We start from the raw sequence: 15,215 nt of genomic DNA, 5'->3' as shown, positions 1-15,215 counted from the left end.
ATCTGGGTTTTACCCCACCCTAACCCTCCCCTTGCAAAGGGGAGGGAACTAGATAGATTTTCTTGTTTCCCCCCTTGGCAAGGGGGGATTAAGGGGGGTATTTCGACTTCTGTGTACACGGTAGCCAACTTTGGGGAGGAGTTATTTGTGAGTTCCAAAAATCGTTGGAAATTATGCTGACAGAAAAACATATAACTATCAGAGAAGCCACCAGCAAAGAAGATTCAGTGATTGCACAACACTTTTATCAAATGTGGCTAGATATTGGTGTTGATGAGAGTAATATTCTTCTGGAGTCGCAGAATATTACCCTCCAATTTATAGAAGAAGCGCGTCGAGATTTATTTTATAAGGCTTTTATTGCAGAGATTGATAATACAGTTGTGGGTTCTGTAAGTTGTCAACTATTTGCAGGTTTATACCCCAATGTTTTCAAAGATGAATACCGCAAATTTGGATATATTTGGGGCGTTTATGTTGAAGAGTCTTACCGCAGACAAGGAATAGCCAAATCTCTGACTAATAGAGCAATTGAATATTTAAAAGCGATCGGTTGTACGCGAGTGTTTCTTAATGCCTCGCCATTGGGTAAACCAGTTTACTCCAGCCTCGGTTTTTCTGAAGGAAATTTAATGCAATTGGATTTGATTTAAGTACAGCAATTTGTTGCCTTGTAGTGATGCTCGATCAACTTAAATTGATGTAAAAAGATATTTGTCAAACTTACGTTAAATAGCATAGCTGTAAGTGTTCAGATGTATGTAGTTACTATTATTCTGATTTGTACTATAAGTCAAGTTTATTGAGTTAATTATGAATATTTTTTACTTTTTTGGATTTTTCGATTTACTTGATAAGCATAAAACTTTATTCTGAAAAACGATGTTTATAATCAGTAAGCTTGTATGAGTAGCGAAAAGACAACAGAATTGCCACTCTGGGTACAAGATAGAGATATAGTTATTGCTCATGATGAAGAAGTACAGTGGCGAGAAGGAAAACGCCCGGATTATTCATACACCAATGAATTTCTTCATCAAGAGAGTAAATTTCAGCATCCAGAAGGTTCACTAGAAGCGATCGCTCAAAACTTAGTCCGCACTTTTGAGATGGAAGCTTCTAATAAATCTAATCCTCAACAGTGGCTTTCGATTGTTACCGATAAGTTTAAAATGAGTACCAATGGGGGACAAGAATTCACTGCTCAGGATGTTGCAACCGAAGGGACTTATAACCTGTTTTTGGGTAAAACTGAGCAATATGACTCTGAAACAGAAACCTTTGAATCTTCATTTCAAGTTTTTCATACAGCCTTCCCCAATGGCTTCCTTTGGGAATTAACAGAAGTTCTTTCGGGGCCGCCTAATGTTACCTTTAAGTGGCGACATTGGGGAACATTTAATGGTTCCTATAAGGACTATGCACCTACAGGTGAAACAATAGAAATCGTCGGAGTTAGTATTGCTCGTGTCACTGATGATTTGAAGATTGAGTCTCTAGAGCATTATTTTGATAATAATGTCTTTCTTCAAAAATTAACCGTAGGTGGTTGCCCCTTCCATTCTCAAAATCAGAATAATCACTAATTTTCATTTAGTTATAGTCTATCGAATAGCACACTAGATCGGCGCTCTTAGTAAACAGTAGTGAGCGCCGCTCTAGTGATTACAATCATCGAAAGTCTGCAATAGAAGGGAATGTGGAGAAATTTAAATAAATTGAAAAATGCTGTTTATGGTATTGGTGTTTGCACAGTACTAACTGCTGTGACTGAAGGCGTAAACCCAGCCAGTTTACCCGACTTTTGGGGTACAAAGTCCGTTTCTTTGCTACCTTGAACCTCAGATAAGTAGCAATCTCGCACTGCCAACAACAAGCCTTTGATTGCATCTGGTGCGCCTGTTTTAACTAAATCGTCTGCCTTTTTGAAAAAATGCGATCGCCATTTGCCATCGTTATTGCCATACAATTCTATTAAATACCAACCTGCAAGATACTCAGCTAAAGGGTCGAGGCAGAAACGGATTCTATCTTTGGCAGAACCGATAGTTTGAATCAGGTGCAAACGCTTTTCTAGATAATTGAGGTGTACTTCGGGGTTATCAATACCCAAAGCTGCTAATGCAGCAACCGCATCTACACGCTTGGCGGTTCCTGGTTGATAACTTTGCTGCAAGCATTCCCAGGCGATGGTTTTGGCGATTTGATGAACAGTGCGGTCATCAAATTGTTCGTCTGTAACATCACGATTGAGTTCATTGATATAACCCAGCATCAAATTAGGAATATTCTCTGGCAACGCAGAAATATTAGATGTAACGTCTTTACTGGCGATTAACTGTTCAGCATAAAGTTTAGCCAGCAAGACAGTGATATTATTTTGACCGACCATGAGAGAAAGACGGTTACAAGCGTCAAAAAATTCCTGGTCAGTAAAGCGATCGCGTTTACCTCGCTGCATCAGATAAGCTTCCATAAAGGACGATAGTTTATTAGCCTCAATCCGCAAAGGTTTAATTATCGTCTTATTAACCCGCCCCAGCTTTTCCTCAATTCGAGAAGTAATTACCAACGCATTCACCGGAAACTCTGGCGACTCCGGCTCAATTGCTTCTCGTGTAGTCGCATTCATTTCTGAAAACCGGTCTACAATTACTAAAATGCGTTTCTTTCTTAACAAACGTAACAGTAATTCTTGACAAATCGGCTCTGGCTCATCAATTAAAGCTTGCAACTGTCCTCTGATGGCTTCTAAAAGCGGCGACTTACCTTCAGTTACCCGAAATTCTTCTTCCAAAAGCACAGGTAACATCAAATGTTTGCAGAGTTGTTGGTCTTCATCTTCAGCCATTGCCCAGCCAGCGATTCGACACGCTAAACTGGTTTTACCTACACCCCCTTCTCCACCAATTACTAGACAGCTACGTTGTTTCTCGAAAGTTGAGCGCAAATTCTCATTCATCAGTTGAGGAACTGTTGTACCATCCAGAACAACGGGAATGGGAATGTAACAGGCGCGACTGTTAACTGTATCCTTTTTGGGAAATTGTTCGCGGGCTGCTTTGATATATTTAGCTACCCACGCATCTAATACTCTGGGATGGTAATGAAACCAGCCAACAAATAGCACATATCGCAGAGGTACATTAACGCTGATAAATGGGAGAGAAAAATCTGTGTAAGGTTTGAGGGCGTTGTTAATTTTCAACAACCATAAAGGGGCTACCCGCAAGAGAATTAACCAAATAGAAGGCAATAAGATAAGGTAAGCAGCAATTCCCAAGAGTAATTTATGCTTAAATAGCGATTCCAAAGCTCTATCAAAGAGGCGAGTTTCTTTTTCTGCTTTCAGGGCATTGAGAGGGCGACGTATCAGCCTAATGTCCGTCTCTGTGAATTTATCTTTGTATTTTTGTATAGTTGCCAATACCTCTTCAAAGTCTGAGATGACTTTCTGTAACTTGGAGGTAGGTAAAGCATTTGCCTTGTCCTGAAAGCCTGCCGCTATTCCTCCTAAACCTTTGATAGCACCTAAACGCACGTAAAACTGGTTATCATTCAACAGGGCAATTAAATTCGGGACAGAAGATACTGCTTCTGTACCCATTGCACCCAAAGCGTAGGCAGAATTGTAACGTACAGTGGGGTTCTTATCTTTTAAGGCAGCAGTTAATACTGGGACAGCGACTTTCGCTTCGACACCAATTTTCCTGAGTGCAGAAGGAACATAAATGCGAACAAATTGCTCCTTGTCTTGTAATGCCGCCATCAACGATGGAACTGCTGCTTTGGCTGCTGTACCAATATTTCCTAAAGCTAAGGTGGCGTACAGGCGGACTTGTCCATCTTCATCCTGTAATGCCGCACTTAAGGCTGGGACTGCTGGTGCTGCTTCTGCACCCAAATCTCCTAAAACCGAAGCGGCGTGCCAGCGAAGATTAATATCCTGATTTTTCAAAGCCTCAATCAGAGACGGTACTGCTGGGGAACCGATATTAACTAATGCATCTGCTGCAAGGCTTCTGATGTGGGCATCGTTATCTATCAGCTTCTCAATCAGAGGAGAAATTTTGCTGTCAACAGTGATTTGCGCCCAACTATTGCTTGTGTATAGTAGGAACAGTGTCAGGCATAAGACAACCACCTTGAGCGCACTAAGTAATACTTGTCTGGTATGCTTTGTCATTGAATCGGATTGAATCACCCGATGAACAACTCCAGTCAGAGAAACTATACCTAAGATTGTAATCTAACTGTCAATGTGGGTTAGCGATGTCTACGATGGTCACTGAGCGCAGCCGAAGTGCGGGCTACGCCTATACACTGGTTTGCTCAAGCTTGATTAGCATTTGGATTTAAACGCATCATAATTTTCTCTGGTTCTGTCAAATTTTTAAAACCATAACGGCGATACAGCCCATGAGCGTCTTTTGTGCCTAACATCCATCTTTGAACATCTTGCAATTCTGGATATTCCAAAATATATTCTACAAACCATTTTCCTAAACCCTGTCCTCGATAAGGCTCCAAAATAAAAACATCTTTTAACAACGCAGAGGTTGCATAATCAGTGATGGCTCTCGCAAAGCCAACTTGTTGATTATCTTCATAAAGTCCAAAACATAAAGAATTGTTTATTGATTTTTCCACAGTGGCTAATGAGATGTTTTCAGCCCAATAGGAGGTTTGTAAAAAATCATGAATCATTTGAATATCTAATTTAGATTTATCGGTGTTGATGTAAAACCGATGTTTTAATTCTTCATTCATCTCGCTACATCTTTTATTTAATAGGTTGAAAAATTATAATTCATTCTTGGGGTCAGTGGTTTGTAGTGTCAAATGATGAAATTACTGAACCATTAGCTGGATAACAGAGGCTATATTCAGCATTCAATGATATGGGTGCATATAGTTATTGATTATGAATCAGCCTACAACAAAATCTTGGCAAGAAGTCCGCGCTGCTTTTAAAAGAATCTGGGGTTATGAAGATTTCCGTCCACCACAGGGAGAAATTGTCAGCAGTTTATTGGCACAAAAAGATGCGCTGATTATTATGCCTACAGGTGGCGGGAAGTCGATTTGTTTTCAACTTCCCGCATTGCTACAAACAGGATTAACCTTGGTAGTTTCGCCTTTGGTGGCGTTGATGGAAAACCAAGTTCAGGAATTACTACAAAGCCACCAAAAAGCAGCACTTTTACATAGTGAATTATCTTCATCTCAACGTCGTGCAACTCTGCAAGCTTTAGAACGTCAACAGCTAAGATTACTTTATTTATCGCCAGAAACTTTGCTAAGTGTCCCAGTGTGGGAAAGATTATGCCACCCGCAATTGCAAATTAATGGTTTGATTTTAGATGAAGCTCATTGTTTAGTGCAGTGGGGCGATACTTTTCGCCCAGCTTATCGCAGATTAGGGGCAGTGCGTCCGGCATTGCTCAAATCAAAACCACCAGGAACAAAAATCAGCATCGCCGCTTTTACTGCTACTGCTGACCCCTCGGCCCAAAAAATTATTCAAACAGTTTTACAATTACAGCAACCAGAGATTTTCCGCTTGAATCCTTACCGTCCGAACTTGCATCCTAGCGTTCGCATCGCTTGGACACCACGAGGTAGGAAACAACAATTATTAAAATTTATTCAAAATAGACCGCAACAATCAGGATTAGTTTATGTTCGCACTCGGAGAGATAGCGAAGATTTAGCCCAATGGTTAGCAGAGATGGGTTACGCTACAGCTAGCTATCATGCGGGATTGGGTGCGACTGAACGCCGTGAAGTAGAAGCAAGCTGGTTAAGTGGCAAAATCCCCTTTGTTGTGTGTACTTGTGCGTTTGGTATGGGGATAAATAAAAGTGATGTTCGCTGGGTGGCCCATTTTCACGCACCACATCTGCTATCTGAATATGTGCAAGAAATTGGCCGCGCTGGAAGGGATGGGAAACCAGCCGAAGCGTTAACGTTGGTGAGTGAACCTACGGGGTGGTTAGATTCAGGGGATAAGCAAAGACAGGAGTTTTTTCAACAACAAATGCGATCGCAACAACAAATAGCGCAGCAACTTGTGAAAAAATTACCAAAGCAGGGAGAAGTGAATGCAGTAACTCGACAATTTCCCGAAGGTGCAACGGCACTAGCTTTACTCCATAGCAACGGTCAGCTAAACTGGCTTGATCCTTTCCATTACAGTATTGGGCAAAAAGCGGGAAATCAGCCACCGACGCAATTACACGCCGCTAAACAGATGCAGCAATACCTAACAACTAAGCAGTGTCGTTGGCAGTTTTTGTTAAGTGCCTTTGGTTTTGACAAAGAAGCAGCTAACCTGCGTTGCGGACATTGCGACAATTGCCGTCAATGAGTATAAAAGACTCATCGCCGAGTATCAAAGACTCGTCGTCGAGTATAAAAGACTCGTCGCCGAGTATAAAAGACTCGTTTACGAGTATCAAAGACTCGTCGCCGAGTATAAAAGACTCATTCACGAATATCAAAGATTCATCGCCGAGTATAAAAGACTCATATCATGTCCGCCAAATTACGCATAATAAAAGAACCCCACCCTGCCCTCCCCGCCTGCGGGGAGGGCAGGGTGGTTTCATACAAGCAGAGAAAAACTAAAACTGGGTTTCAAAGCCTCTCCCCCCGTGGGGGAGAGGTTTGGAGAGAGGGAAAAAGCTATGCCACAAAACGAGAAATCAAGACTTATGTATTTTTCTTTTTTCGTATGAAACCACCCTGCTCCCCGCCTGCGGGGAGGGGAGACAAAGCACAGCTTTGGCGGGGTGGGGTTCTTCAGGTTTAATAAGCAATCAAGCGGACATGATATCATTCACGAATATCAAAGACTCATCACCAAGAATAATTGATGAGTAAATTCTCTGTAGAGACGGCGATTTCTCGCGTCTCTCTAATGTGCCTGTGTTTTAGACGCGATAAATTGCGTCTCTACATGGGGCGCTTTTTTACTTTCAGGCATTCCCCTACTTATTCTCTGACTTTTCACGGTATCTGGAAAACCTCTCTCTAAATCTCTCTCCTAAAAGGAGAGAGACTTTGAATTTTCCCCCTTCCCGCGACGTGTTGGGGGTTAGGGGGTTAGGTTTTTCGTGCGCTTTTCCACATAACGTGAAAAGTCAGACCTATTCTAGTAGTCTGCCAACCCAAAAATGCTAAGTGAGGACTGGGGAAAGGGAAAAGGGTAAGGGATTTAAACCCTTTACCCATTCCCCCTTCCCCTTTACCCCGCCAAGTGAACTTGGCGAACTACTAGGTTCACCCAATAGGATGAATTGTCATTTTGATAACCAAGTGACAATAGGGTAGTTAAGTAGAGGATAAAAATATGTCATCTGCTCAAGCGCCCTCCTTACCACCGTTGATACCGCGCGAAATTCTGTTTGGGAATCCCGAAAAAACTAGCCCACAACTCTCTCCTGATGGCAAGTACTTGGCATATATCGCCCCCGATGAAAAAAATGTCTTGCAGGTATGGTTGCGAACTATAGGACAAGAAGACGACCAGATACTAACTGCCGACAAAAAGCGCGGTATCCGCATTTTCTTCTGGACTTATAACGCTGACCAGTTGATTTATATGCAAGACTCGGATGGTGACGAGAACTTTCACCTCCACTTGGTTAATATTCATTCCAAAATTGTGCGTGACTTAACGCCATTCCAGGGTGTAAAAGCAGAACTTGTGGAACTGGAACCTAAATTTCCAGATGAAGTGCTGGTAGCGTTGAACTTGAACAATCCCCAAAAGTTTGACGTTTACCGCATCAACCTTAAAAATGGTGCGGTTGAGTTCGACACTGATAACCCCGGTAACATTATCAGCTGGACATCTGACGCTGATTTTCAAATACGTGCAGCAACAGCTAGTACACACGATGGTGGTTATGACCTCTTATTGCAGAAACCAGATAAACAGTGGGAAATTCTCCGCCATTGGGGAGCAGAAGAAGAAGGGAATTCTGTTAGCTTCTCAGATGATGGTAAAACCCTTTATATTCAAGGCAATCACGATGCTAACGCCAAACGTCTGCTAGCTGTTGACTTAGATAGCCGTCAAGAAACTGTCATTGCTGAAGATCAACAGTATGATGTCGTGGGGATAATTATTCACCCATTGACGCGAGTTATCCAAGCAGTTTCTTTTTACAAAGATAAACAGGAATGGCAGGTAATCGATCGCAATATCGCCACTGATTTTGACGAAATCGCTAAGGTGCGTCTTGGAGAATTTTCTGTAATTAGCCGCGACTTGGAAGATAAAACCTGGCTAGTAGCTTATAGAACTGACGATGGGCCAGTTTATTACTATGCCTACAACCGAGAGTCAAAAACTAGCACCTTCCTCTTTAGCAACCAACCCAAACTCGAAACGTTGCAGTTAGCTTCAATGCAACCAATTTCCTACGAAGCGCGGGATGGCTTAACTATCCACAGTTACCTCACAACACCTGTAGGAATACCTACGCAGAATCTCCCAACAGTATTACTGGTTCACGGCGGCCCTTGGGCGCGGGATACTTGGGGTTTCTCTCCCACAACGCAATGGCTAGCTAACCGGGGTTATGCTGTTCTGCAAGTGAACTTTCGCGGTTCCACTGGCTACGGTAAAGCATTTTTGAATGCTGGGAATCGGGAATGGGCTGGCAAAATGCATGATGACTTGATTGACAGCGTGAACTGGCTGGTAGAAAAAGGCATTTCCGACCCGCAAAAGATTGCGATTATGGGCGGTTCTTATGGAGGTTACGCCACCCTAGTGGGGTTAACTTTTACACCAGAACTCTTTGCTGCTGGTGTGGATATTGTTGGGCCGAGTAACCTAATTACTCTGATAGAAACTATACCGCCCTATTGGGAACCATTGAAGGCAATGCTTTCTCATCGCGTTGGTAATTTAGAGACAGAAGAGGAGTTTCTGAAATCGCGATCGCCTTTATTTTTCGCTGACCGGATTCAAAAACCTTTACTTATCGGTCAAGGTGCAAACGATCCGCGAGTGAAACAATCAGAAAGCGATCAAATTGTCAACGCAATGCAGCAAGCTGGTTTACCAGTGCAATATGCACTTTATACAGATGAAGGACATGGTTTTGCCAGACCAGAAAATCGGTTGCACTTTTTTGCGATCGCAGAAGAGTTTCTCGCCAAATACTTAGGCGGTAGATTTGAACCTTTGGCAGATATCCCCGGTCATTCAGGAATAGTTAAATAAAGTTTCAAAATGGTGGTTAGTGTCATTCACCGACCACCTTGATATTTTTAATTTAGTAAACGTAGACGGAAAGGGTGTGACTGTGCCAAAACCGGAAAATCTTACACTAAGGTAAGTTTGAAAGCTTTTAATAGTAGGATTGTTGGTAGATTTTTATTTTTAGTTTAATTCCAATAAAAGAGTTATTGATTTTTGATCTATTGATCTAGTCTAATTAGTGCGGATGACGTTTACGTTACAGAGTTCAGTCACGGCTTTGCTAAAACTGTATTAAAGAAGAATAAATCAAAATCTTAGCTAAAAATGGGTAAAATAAATTAGAATAGTCCGCAAGTAGTGGGGCAAATAATTATGTCCTCCGAACCCAATGAATTAGATAAAAAGATTCAGTCTGCGGCAGAACTGAGTCAAAAAATTACTAATGCATTAAAAAAAGCATCAAAAAATGAATTAGCGCAAGCCTCAGAAGAATTTAATTCAATTATTAAAAATAATGAGAATGAAGAAGAAGAACGAACCTCACAAGCAGAAAATAAACGTGAAGCAAGAAGAAATGAAATCAGAAAACAATGGAAGCGCTACTAGTCTAAAACACTTTATTTACTTAGATAGAAACCGTCTAAATTCCTATTCTTCTCAATTAGAAGATGGGATAATTCAAATAAGAAGATTAACAGAAAATTTAGGTAATAAAACTGCTGATGTACACGGAGAGAGATATACAGAAAAAACAGAAGAAGAAGGAAGAGACATAGAGTTCAGTCTAGGGCCAAAGAATCTTATGGGCGGGGTGTCAGGCAAAGGAAATGATAAAATAACTAAAAAAGAAGGATATAAAGAAGGTGCAAAAACAATATTTGATGAATCATCGGAAAGTTTTTCACAAGATAAAATTGATTACCACAACACTTATTTAATATTTGAAAAAGAACTTATTACAAAAGGTATTTTAAAAGAAATCCGTCATGAAAATCAATTAAAACAATATGCATCTTTAATCAAAATTACAGGAACATCCAAATTCTTTGATTGGAATTCATTACTGAAATTATGTGATGAATTTGGAAATCTTATAGTTAATAACTCTCCTTCAGAAGAAGCATTAGAAGCATATACAACTAAAGTAATGTTACAAGCAATAAAATTATTCTCCCTTGGTGAAATTACTTTGCACACAAAAATAGGAAATTCAATTTTAATTAGCTCTCTTAATGTTGAAAATTTATGCATGACAAAAGATCAACTACGTTCAACATACGTAATGCCGGGGGATGTAGAAACAACTATTGTTGGATTTGTACCAAAACGAAGAATAGAACAAACTACGTTTCCTGGATTGGCAGGAACTCTAAACATGGCTGACTTATGGACTCAAATGGCAGGAGAAGTTCAAACAGTCATCGACCCATTAGCAATCTATACAGAAATACATATCTAATAAAAAATAATTTAATTTAAAATCTGCAAAAGTTCCTTAATTTTCTTCTTTTTGGGACTCGTTTACATTCATAGATATTCTGGTTGAGCCATTCTCGCGCAAGAAAACTGCACGATCGCACCTCTCATATCACTTCTTCTGTTTGCTTTTTAACTGCATTGCTTTCTCCCGCATTAAGTACTTGCTCTGCGGTTAGTTGTAATTCTGGGAAAATAGTAGAAGCGATCGCACTGTTTCCTGTAAATCTGGTTTCTTCATAAAACCCGTCAACTAATATCAGTACGGTAACTACATTTATTTGTGGATCAACAATCCAATATTCAGCAATTCCCCTCGCGGCATACTCGGAACGTTTGTAGCGATAGTCTCGATCTTCATTAGCTTTGCCAGGAGAAACAACTTCGACAACTAATGCTGGAGGAGGCATATCCAAAGTGATTGTAGATCGCGTTGCACCTTCTAAGGCGGTTGCGAGTTCATCCGTCAGCACAACTAAATCAGGAATGCGAGTTGTCGCACGAGAACCAGCAACAACAATTTCAACTTTGTTACTTAACCGATTAACTGGGACGAACTTGAGGAAATTTACCAGCAAAAAGAGAGATATCTGGACATTTTTTGGGCTTTCAGGTGGCATTGCAACTAACTCACCTGCCACCAGTTCATATTGGCTATCCGTGCCATCGTCATACTTAAAATATTCCTCAAGCGTTAGACCTTTGCCAATGATTGCAGTCATATCAGGTCAACAGAAGTTACGTACTAATAGTTTATCAAATTCATCAATCCCGATCTATTATTTAAAACCACAGATAATTCATGGGTATTTATCTGTGGTTATATTTTCATCAAATTGACTTTTGCAAATTTAGTAAATGCCTAATTATTTAAAGCGATCGCTTCCCTAAAATTGCTGCAAAAACCGCAAATCGCTAGCATACAAGCGACGAATATCGTCGATTTGATGTAACACCATTGCAAAGCGTTCTACACCAAAACCGGCAGCAAACCCTGTATAAACTTCTGGATCGTAACCCACAGACTTAAGTACATTTGGATCGACCATACCGCAGCCCATCACCTCTAGCCAGCGTCCATTCCACTGCAAATCTACTTCAGCAGATGGTTCAGTAAAGGGGAAATAACTGGCGCGGAAGCGAATTGGTAAATCGCCAAATATTGCTTGTAAAAATACTTTAATTGTGCCCTTGAGGTCTGTAAAAGTTAGTCCCTCATCAATGGCTAAAAGTTCTATCTGATGGAAAACTGCTGAGTGAGTCGCGTCTACATTATCTCGCCGATAAACTCGCCCTGGAGCCACAACCCGAATCGGTGGTTCTTCTCTTTCCATGTAACGAATTTGTACCGAAGAGGTATGAGTGCGTAAAAGATTCCCATCTGGCAGATAGAAGGTATCCTGCATATCACGCGCGGGGTGGTCGGGCGGGGTGTTGAGAGCCTCAAAATTATAGTAATCTGTTTCCATTTCTGGCCCTTGAGCCACGGTGTAGCCCATACCAACAAAGATATCCAGCGCCCGGTCGATAATGCCGTTGAGGGGATGAATGCGACCTTGAGGGCTGTAAATACCTGGCATAGTTACATCCAGAGTTTCTGCCTCTAGCTGTACCTGAATTTGTGCGGCTTCCAGGGCGACGCGTTGCTGGTCTAGACTAGTTTGCAAAGATTCTTTGACTGTATTGGCGATCGCTCCAATTTTTGGCCGTTCCTCTGCACTCATCTGCCCCATACTTCGCAACAGTGCCCCCAGTTCCCCTTTTTTACCCAGATAGTTAACTCTGAGTTCCTCCAGACGTTCTAGGGTGTCGGCGGCTGCGATCGCTTTTTCTCCTTCTTGCCGCAGTGCTAAAAGTTGAGCTTCTAAATTGCTAGTCATTAGTTATTAGTCATTGGTCATTAGTCATTAGTCTATATTCAAAAGCTGTGAAGCGGTCGATAAATAAACTTACAGCCATACCATTAACATCAGCTAAAGGTGAGGGTTGAAACCAAACCTCTAGTTTATCAGTTAGAGATGATTGGGCTAGTACAGCGGGCGCGTAAATCCAGCTAACATCTCACTTAACCAGACTTGGGGATTGATCAACTTGTCTTAAAGGTAAGCAAAGTTCCACCACACTGTCTAGTGAGTATAAATGTTTTTTTGCTGCTTGTGACCTCAGACATTGACAAATGGCTAATAACAAATAACTAATAACTAATGATCGATGACCAATACTTCGGCTTCTCTACGAGACGCACTCGCGTTCGCGTTAGTTGAATCTCGACTTCGCTCGATTACCGTGCAGCGATGCACTGAGCGCAGTCGTTGTGTCGAAACTCAGTACAAGTGACCAATGACCAATGACTATGAAATTACTAATTAGCAACGATGATGGCATTTCTGCCTTGGGGATTCGTACCCTAGCCAACTATTTGGCAGAGGCGGGTCATGATGTGAGTGTAGTTTGCCCAGATCGAGAGCGATCGGCAACTGGACACGGGTTAACTTTACACCAACCCATTCGCGCCGAAATTGTTGAAGGGATTTTTCATCCTGCTATCAAAGCTTGGGCTTGTGATGGTACGCCTTCAGATTGCGTCAAATTGGCGCTGTGGGCTTTGCTGGAAACTCCCCCAGATTTGGTTCTCTCTGGTATTAATCAAGGTGCGAATTTGGGAACTGAAATTCTGTATTCTGGCACTGTTTCTGCGGCAATGGAAGGTTTAATTGAAGGCATTCCCAGTGTAGCGCTGAGTCTTATAAGTCATACATCTAAAGACTTTCAAGCTGCTGCTAAGTTTGCCACAGTTCTTGTAGACCAGTTAGCGCAAAAGCCGCTGCCAGATTTAATGTTGCTCAACGTCAATATTCCTGCGGTCAAATGGGAAGAAATTGCCGGAGTTGCTCTCACTCGTCAAGGTCTACGGCATTACATTGATGTGTTTAATAAACGAGTCGATCCTCGTGGAAAAACGTACTACTGGTTAACTGGAGAGGTAATTGAGGATGTGGAACCCCCAAGCGGATTAAATCTGCCTCAAAATGTACCGGCAGACGTAGAAGTTGTACGTAAAAACTACATCAGTATTACTCCGTTACAATACAATCTTACTTACGCAACTGGATTAGAGAAATTATCGGAGTGGGAATTCAATTCTCCTGGAACCATCTGATTTACCAGGAAAAAAATGTGGTTATTCAAATACATCACGAAAAAAGTAGGCTATAACGTAGGGGCACTCTTGAAATAACCGATACACATTCACCCCAAAACCTGGGAAATTCTAACTGACGTATTTCATTCACATTTACACAATCAGCCAGAAACAGGATATGCTGTTTTACCAAGAAATCCTCCCTCTAGCAAAATCGGTGAGACAGCATAAACTTTAGACCAAATCAGTAACAATTTTTTTATTTATCGCCCGCTCAGTCCAGCAAGCAACACCCATGTCTAGGATAGAGAATCAATTTACCGTACAATTTTGGGGCGTTCGCGGCAGCATCCCCAGCCCAGGGCCACACACTGTTCGTTACGGCGGTAATACCCCTTGCATATCAATGCAAGCGGGCGATAAACGCTTAGTTTTCGATGCTGGCACGGGACTACATGTTTTGGGGCAATCTTTGTTGCGCCAAATGCCGTTAGAAGCTCACATATTTTTTACCCACTCTCACTGGGATCACATGCAAGGTTTTCCCTTCTTTACTCCAGGGTTTGTAAAAGGGAATGACTTTCATATTTACGGCGCGATCGCACCTGATGGTTCTACCATAGAACAGCGCCTCAACGATCAAATGTTGCACCCGAACTTTCCCGTACCCTTGCAGATTATGCAAGCCAATTTAAATTTCTACGACATTCGACCGGGGCAACCAATCCACATTGATGACCTGATCGTAGAAACAGCACCTTTAAATCATCCAGGTGAAGCTGTTGGATACCGCGTCAACTGGCGTGGTGGTGCAGCTACTTACATTACTGATACCGAACATTTTCCCGATCGACTCGATGAGAATGTGCTGTGGCTAGCTCGTAATGCTGACATTTTGGTTTACGATTCTACCTACACAGACGAGGAATACCACTCGCCAAAATCCCCGAAAATTGGCTGGGGACATTCTACCTGGCAAGAAGCTGTAAAAGTGGCACAAGCTGCCAATGTCAAAACTCTGGTGATTTACCACCACGATCCGGCGCACGATGACGACTTTTTGGATCGTGTCGGCAAAGAAGCAGCTGCGAAATTTCCTGGTGCTATCATGGCACGGGAAGGATTGGTACTTCAGGTTCCCACTTCAGTTGCTTTATCAGAATCTTTTCCTGTTAGCAAGTTTTCTACTTAAAGATTGCGATCGGAGGAATTGGAGATTTTAGATTAGATTGGTGATCAGAGGCTTTCAGTGCGAGAGCGTACCTGTTGGCTGTACGCTGAGACAGCGCTGCCCAGAGTTGTCACGCCGACACAGGATTGGGGCGACAACAGGAGGACACACTAGTCATTGGTCATTGGTCATTAGTTATTTACAAA

At 41.9% G+C, this 15,215-nt stretch carries 12 protein-coding genes; 8 read left to right on the top strand and 4 right to left on the bottom strand.

The features are described from left to right. Positions 1–173 precede the first annotated feature (173 nt). Positions 174–653 carry a GNAT family N-acetyltransferase gene (locus RMY16_RS17125; protein ID WP_322737409.1) on the top strand — a complete coding sequence of 160 codons (480 nt, stop codon included), beginning with the start codon at positions 174–176 and terminating at the stop codon, positions 651–653. Between the two features lie 252 nt (positions 654–905). Continuing rightward, entirely contained in the window at positions 906–1,586 is a 681-nt protein-coding gene (locus RMY16_RS17120) for an ester cyclase (RefSeq protein ID WP_322737408.1), read from the top strand. 146 nt (positions 1,587–1,732) lie between these two features. On the opposite strand, the gene RMY16_RS17115 is transcribed toward RMY16_RS17120, so the two are convergent. After that, positions 1,733–4,204: a HEAT repeat domain-containing protein gene (locus tag RMY16_RS17115; protein WP_322737407.1), complete on the bottom strand. Its 2,472-nt coding sequence runs from the start codon at positions 4,202–4,204 to the stop codon at positions 1,733–1,735. A gap of 128 nt (positions 4,205–4,332) precedes the next feature. Next, on the bottom strand, positions 4,333–4,770 hold the full coding sequence (locus RMY16_RS17110; RefSeq protein ID WP_322737406.1) for a GNAT family N-acetyltransferase: 438 nt from the start codon (positions 4,768–4,770) through the stop codon (positions 4,333–4,335). Between the two features lie 154 nt (positions 4,771–4,924). On the opposite strand from RMY16_RS17110, the gene RMY16_RS17105 reads away from it, so the two are divergent. The 4 genes from RMY16_RS17105 to RMY16_RS17090 all read left to right on the top strand — a co-directional run bounded on the left by RMY16_RS17105 (position 4,925) and on the right by RMY16_RS17090 (position 10,679). Further along, positions 4,925–6,370: an ATP-dependent DNA helicase RecQ gene (locus tag RMY16_RS17105; RefSeq protein WP_322737405.1), complete on the top strand. Its 1,446-nt coding sequence runs from the start codon at positions 4,925–4,927 to the stop codon at positions 6,368–6,370. Positions 6,371–7,354: 984 nt separating this feature from the next. Next, positions 7,355–9,241, top strand: a complete 1,887-nt coding sequence (locus RMY16_RS17100; RefSeq protein WP_322737404.1) for a S9 family peptidase — start codon at positions 7,355–7,357, stop codon at positions 9,239–9,241. 351 nt (positions 9,242–9,592) lie between these two features. Beyond that, positions 9,593–9,826, top strand: a complete 234-nt coding sequence (locus tag RMY16_RS17095; RefSeq protein ID WP_322737403.1) for a hypothetical protein — start codon at positions 9,593–9,595, stop codon at positions 9,824–9,826. After that, a complete protein-coding gene (locus RMY16_RS17090; RefSeq protein WP_322737402.1) occupies positions 9,780–10,679 on the top strand; it encodes a hypothetical protein in 900 nt (299 codons plus the stop codon). Before RMY16_RS17095 ends, RMY16_RS17090 begins: the two co-directional genes overlap by 47 nt. A 124-nt stretch (positions 10,680–10,803) precedes the next feature. On the opposite strand, the gene RMY16_RS17085 is transcribed toward RMY16_RS17090, so the two are convergent. Then, the gene (locus RMY16_RS17085; RefSeq protein WP_322737401.1) at positions 10,804–11,418 is read right to left on the bottom strand and encodes a Uma2 family endonuclease; all 615 of its coding nucleotides are present in this window, start codon (positions 11,416–11,418) and stop codon (positions 10,804–10,806) included. Between the two features lie 165 nt (positions 11,419–11,583). Further along, the gene (pheS, locus tag RMY16_RS17080) at positions 11,584–12,576 is read right to left on the bottom strand and encodes a phenylalanine--tRNA ligase subunit alpha (protein ID WP_012407694.1); all 993 of its coding nucleotides are present in this window, start codon (positions 12,574–12,576) and stop codon (positions 11,584–11,586) included. 473 nt (positions 12,577–13,049) lie between these two features. On the opposite strand from pheS, the gene surE reads away from it, so the two are divergent. Both surE and RMY16_RS17070 read left to right on the top strand, forming a co-directional pair. Then, on the top strand, positions 13,050–13,856 hold the full coding sequence (gene surE, locus RMY16_RS17075) for a 5'/3'-nucleotidase SurE (protein ID WP_322668487.1): 807 nt from the start codon (positions 13,050–13,052) through the stop codon (positions 13,854–13,856). Between the two features lie 277 nt (positions 13,857–14,133). Then, on the top strand, positions 14,134–15,030 hold the full coding sequence (locus RMY16_RS17070) for an MBL fold metallo-hydrolase (protein ID WP_322737400.1): 897 nt from the start codon (positions 14,134–14,136) through the stop codon (positions 15,028–15,030). Positions 15,031–15,215 lie beyond the last annotated feature (185 nt).

The sequence above is a fragment of the Nostoc sp. DedQUE12b genome (assembly GCF_034530835.1).
GTDB lineage: Bacteria > Cyanobacteriota > Cyanobacteriia > Cyanobacteriales > Nostocaceae > Nostoc.
The sequence above is the reverse complement of the archived record's forward strand: the minus strand, read 5'-3'. Positions and strand labels throughout refer to the sequence as shown.

Bases quoted from the DNA above. Each gene is read 5' to 3' on its own strand.
- RMY16_RS17120 (WP_322737408.1), top strand. From the start codon at position 906: ATGAGTAGCGAAAAGACAACAGAATTGCCACTCTGGGTACAAGATAGA.
- RMY16_RS17085 (WP_322737401.1), bottom strand. From the start codon at position 11,418: ATGACTGCAATCATTGGCAAAGGTCTAACGCTTGAGGAATATTTTAAG.
- pheS (WP_012407694.1), bottom strand. From the start codon at position 12,576: ATGACTAGCAATTTAGAAGCTCAACTTTTAGCACTGCGGCAAGAAGGA.
- RMY16_RS17100 (WP_322737404.1), top strand. From the start codon at position 7,355: ATGTCATCTGCTCAAGCGCCCTCCTTACCACCGTTGATACCGCGCGAA.
- RMY16_RS17125 (WP_322737409.1), top strand. From the start codon at position 174: ATGCTGACAGAAAAACATATAACTATCAGAGAAGCCACCAGCAAAGAA.
- RMY16_RS17070 (WP_322737400.1), top strand. From the start codon at position 14,134: ATGTCTAGGATAGAGAATCAATTTACCGTACAATTTTGGGGCGTTCGC.
- RMY16_RS17105 (WP_322737405.1), top strand. From the start codon at position 4,925: ATGAATCAGCCTACAACAAAATCTTGGCAAGAAGTCCGCGCTGCTTTT.
- RMY16_RS17110 (WP_322737406.1), bottom strand. From the start codon at position 4,770: ATGAATGAAGAATTAAAACATCGGTTTTACATCAACACCGATAAATCT.
- RMY16_RS17095 (WP_322737403.1), top strand. From the start codon at position 9,593: ATGTCCTCCGAACCCAATGAATTAGATAAAAAGATTCAGTCTGCGGCA.
- surE (WP_322668487.1), top strand. From the start codon at position 13,050: ATGAAATTACTAATTAGCAACGATGATGGCATTTCTGCCTTGGGGATT.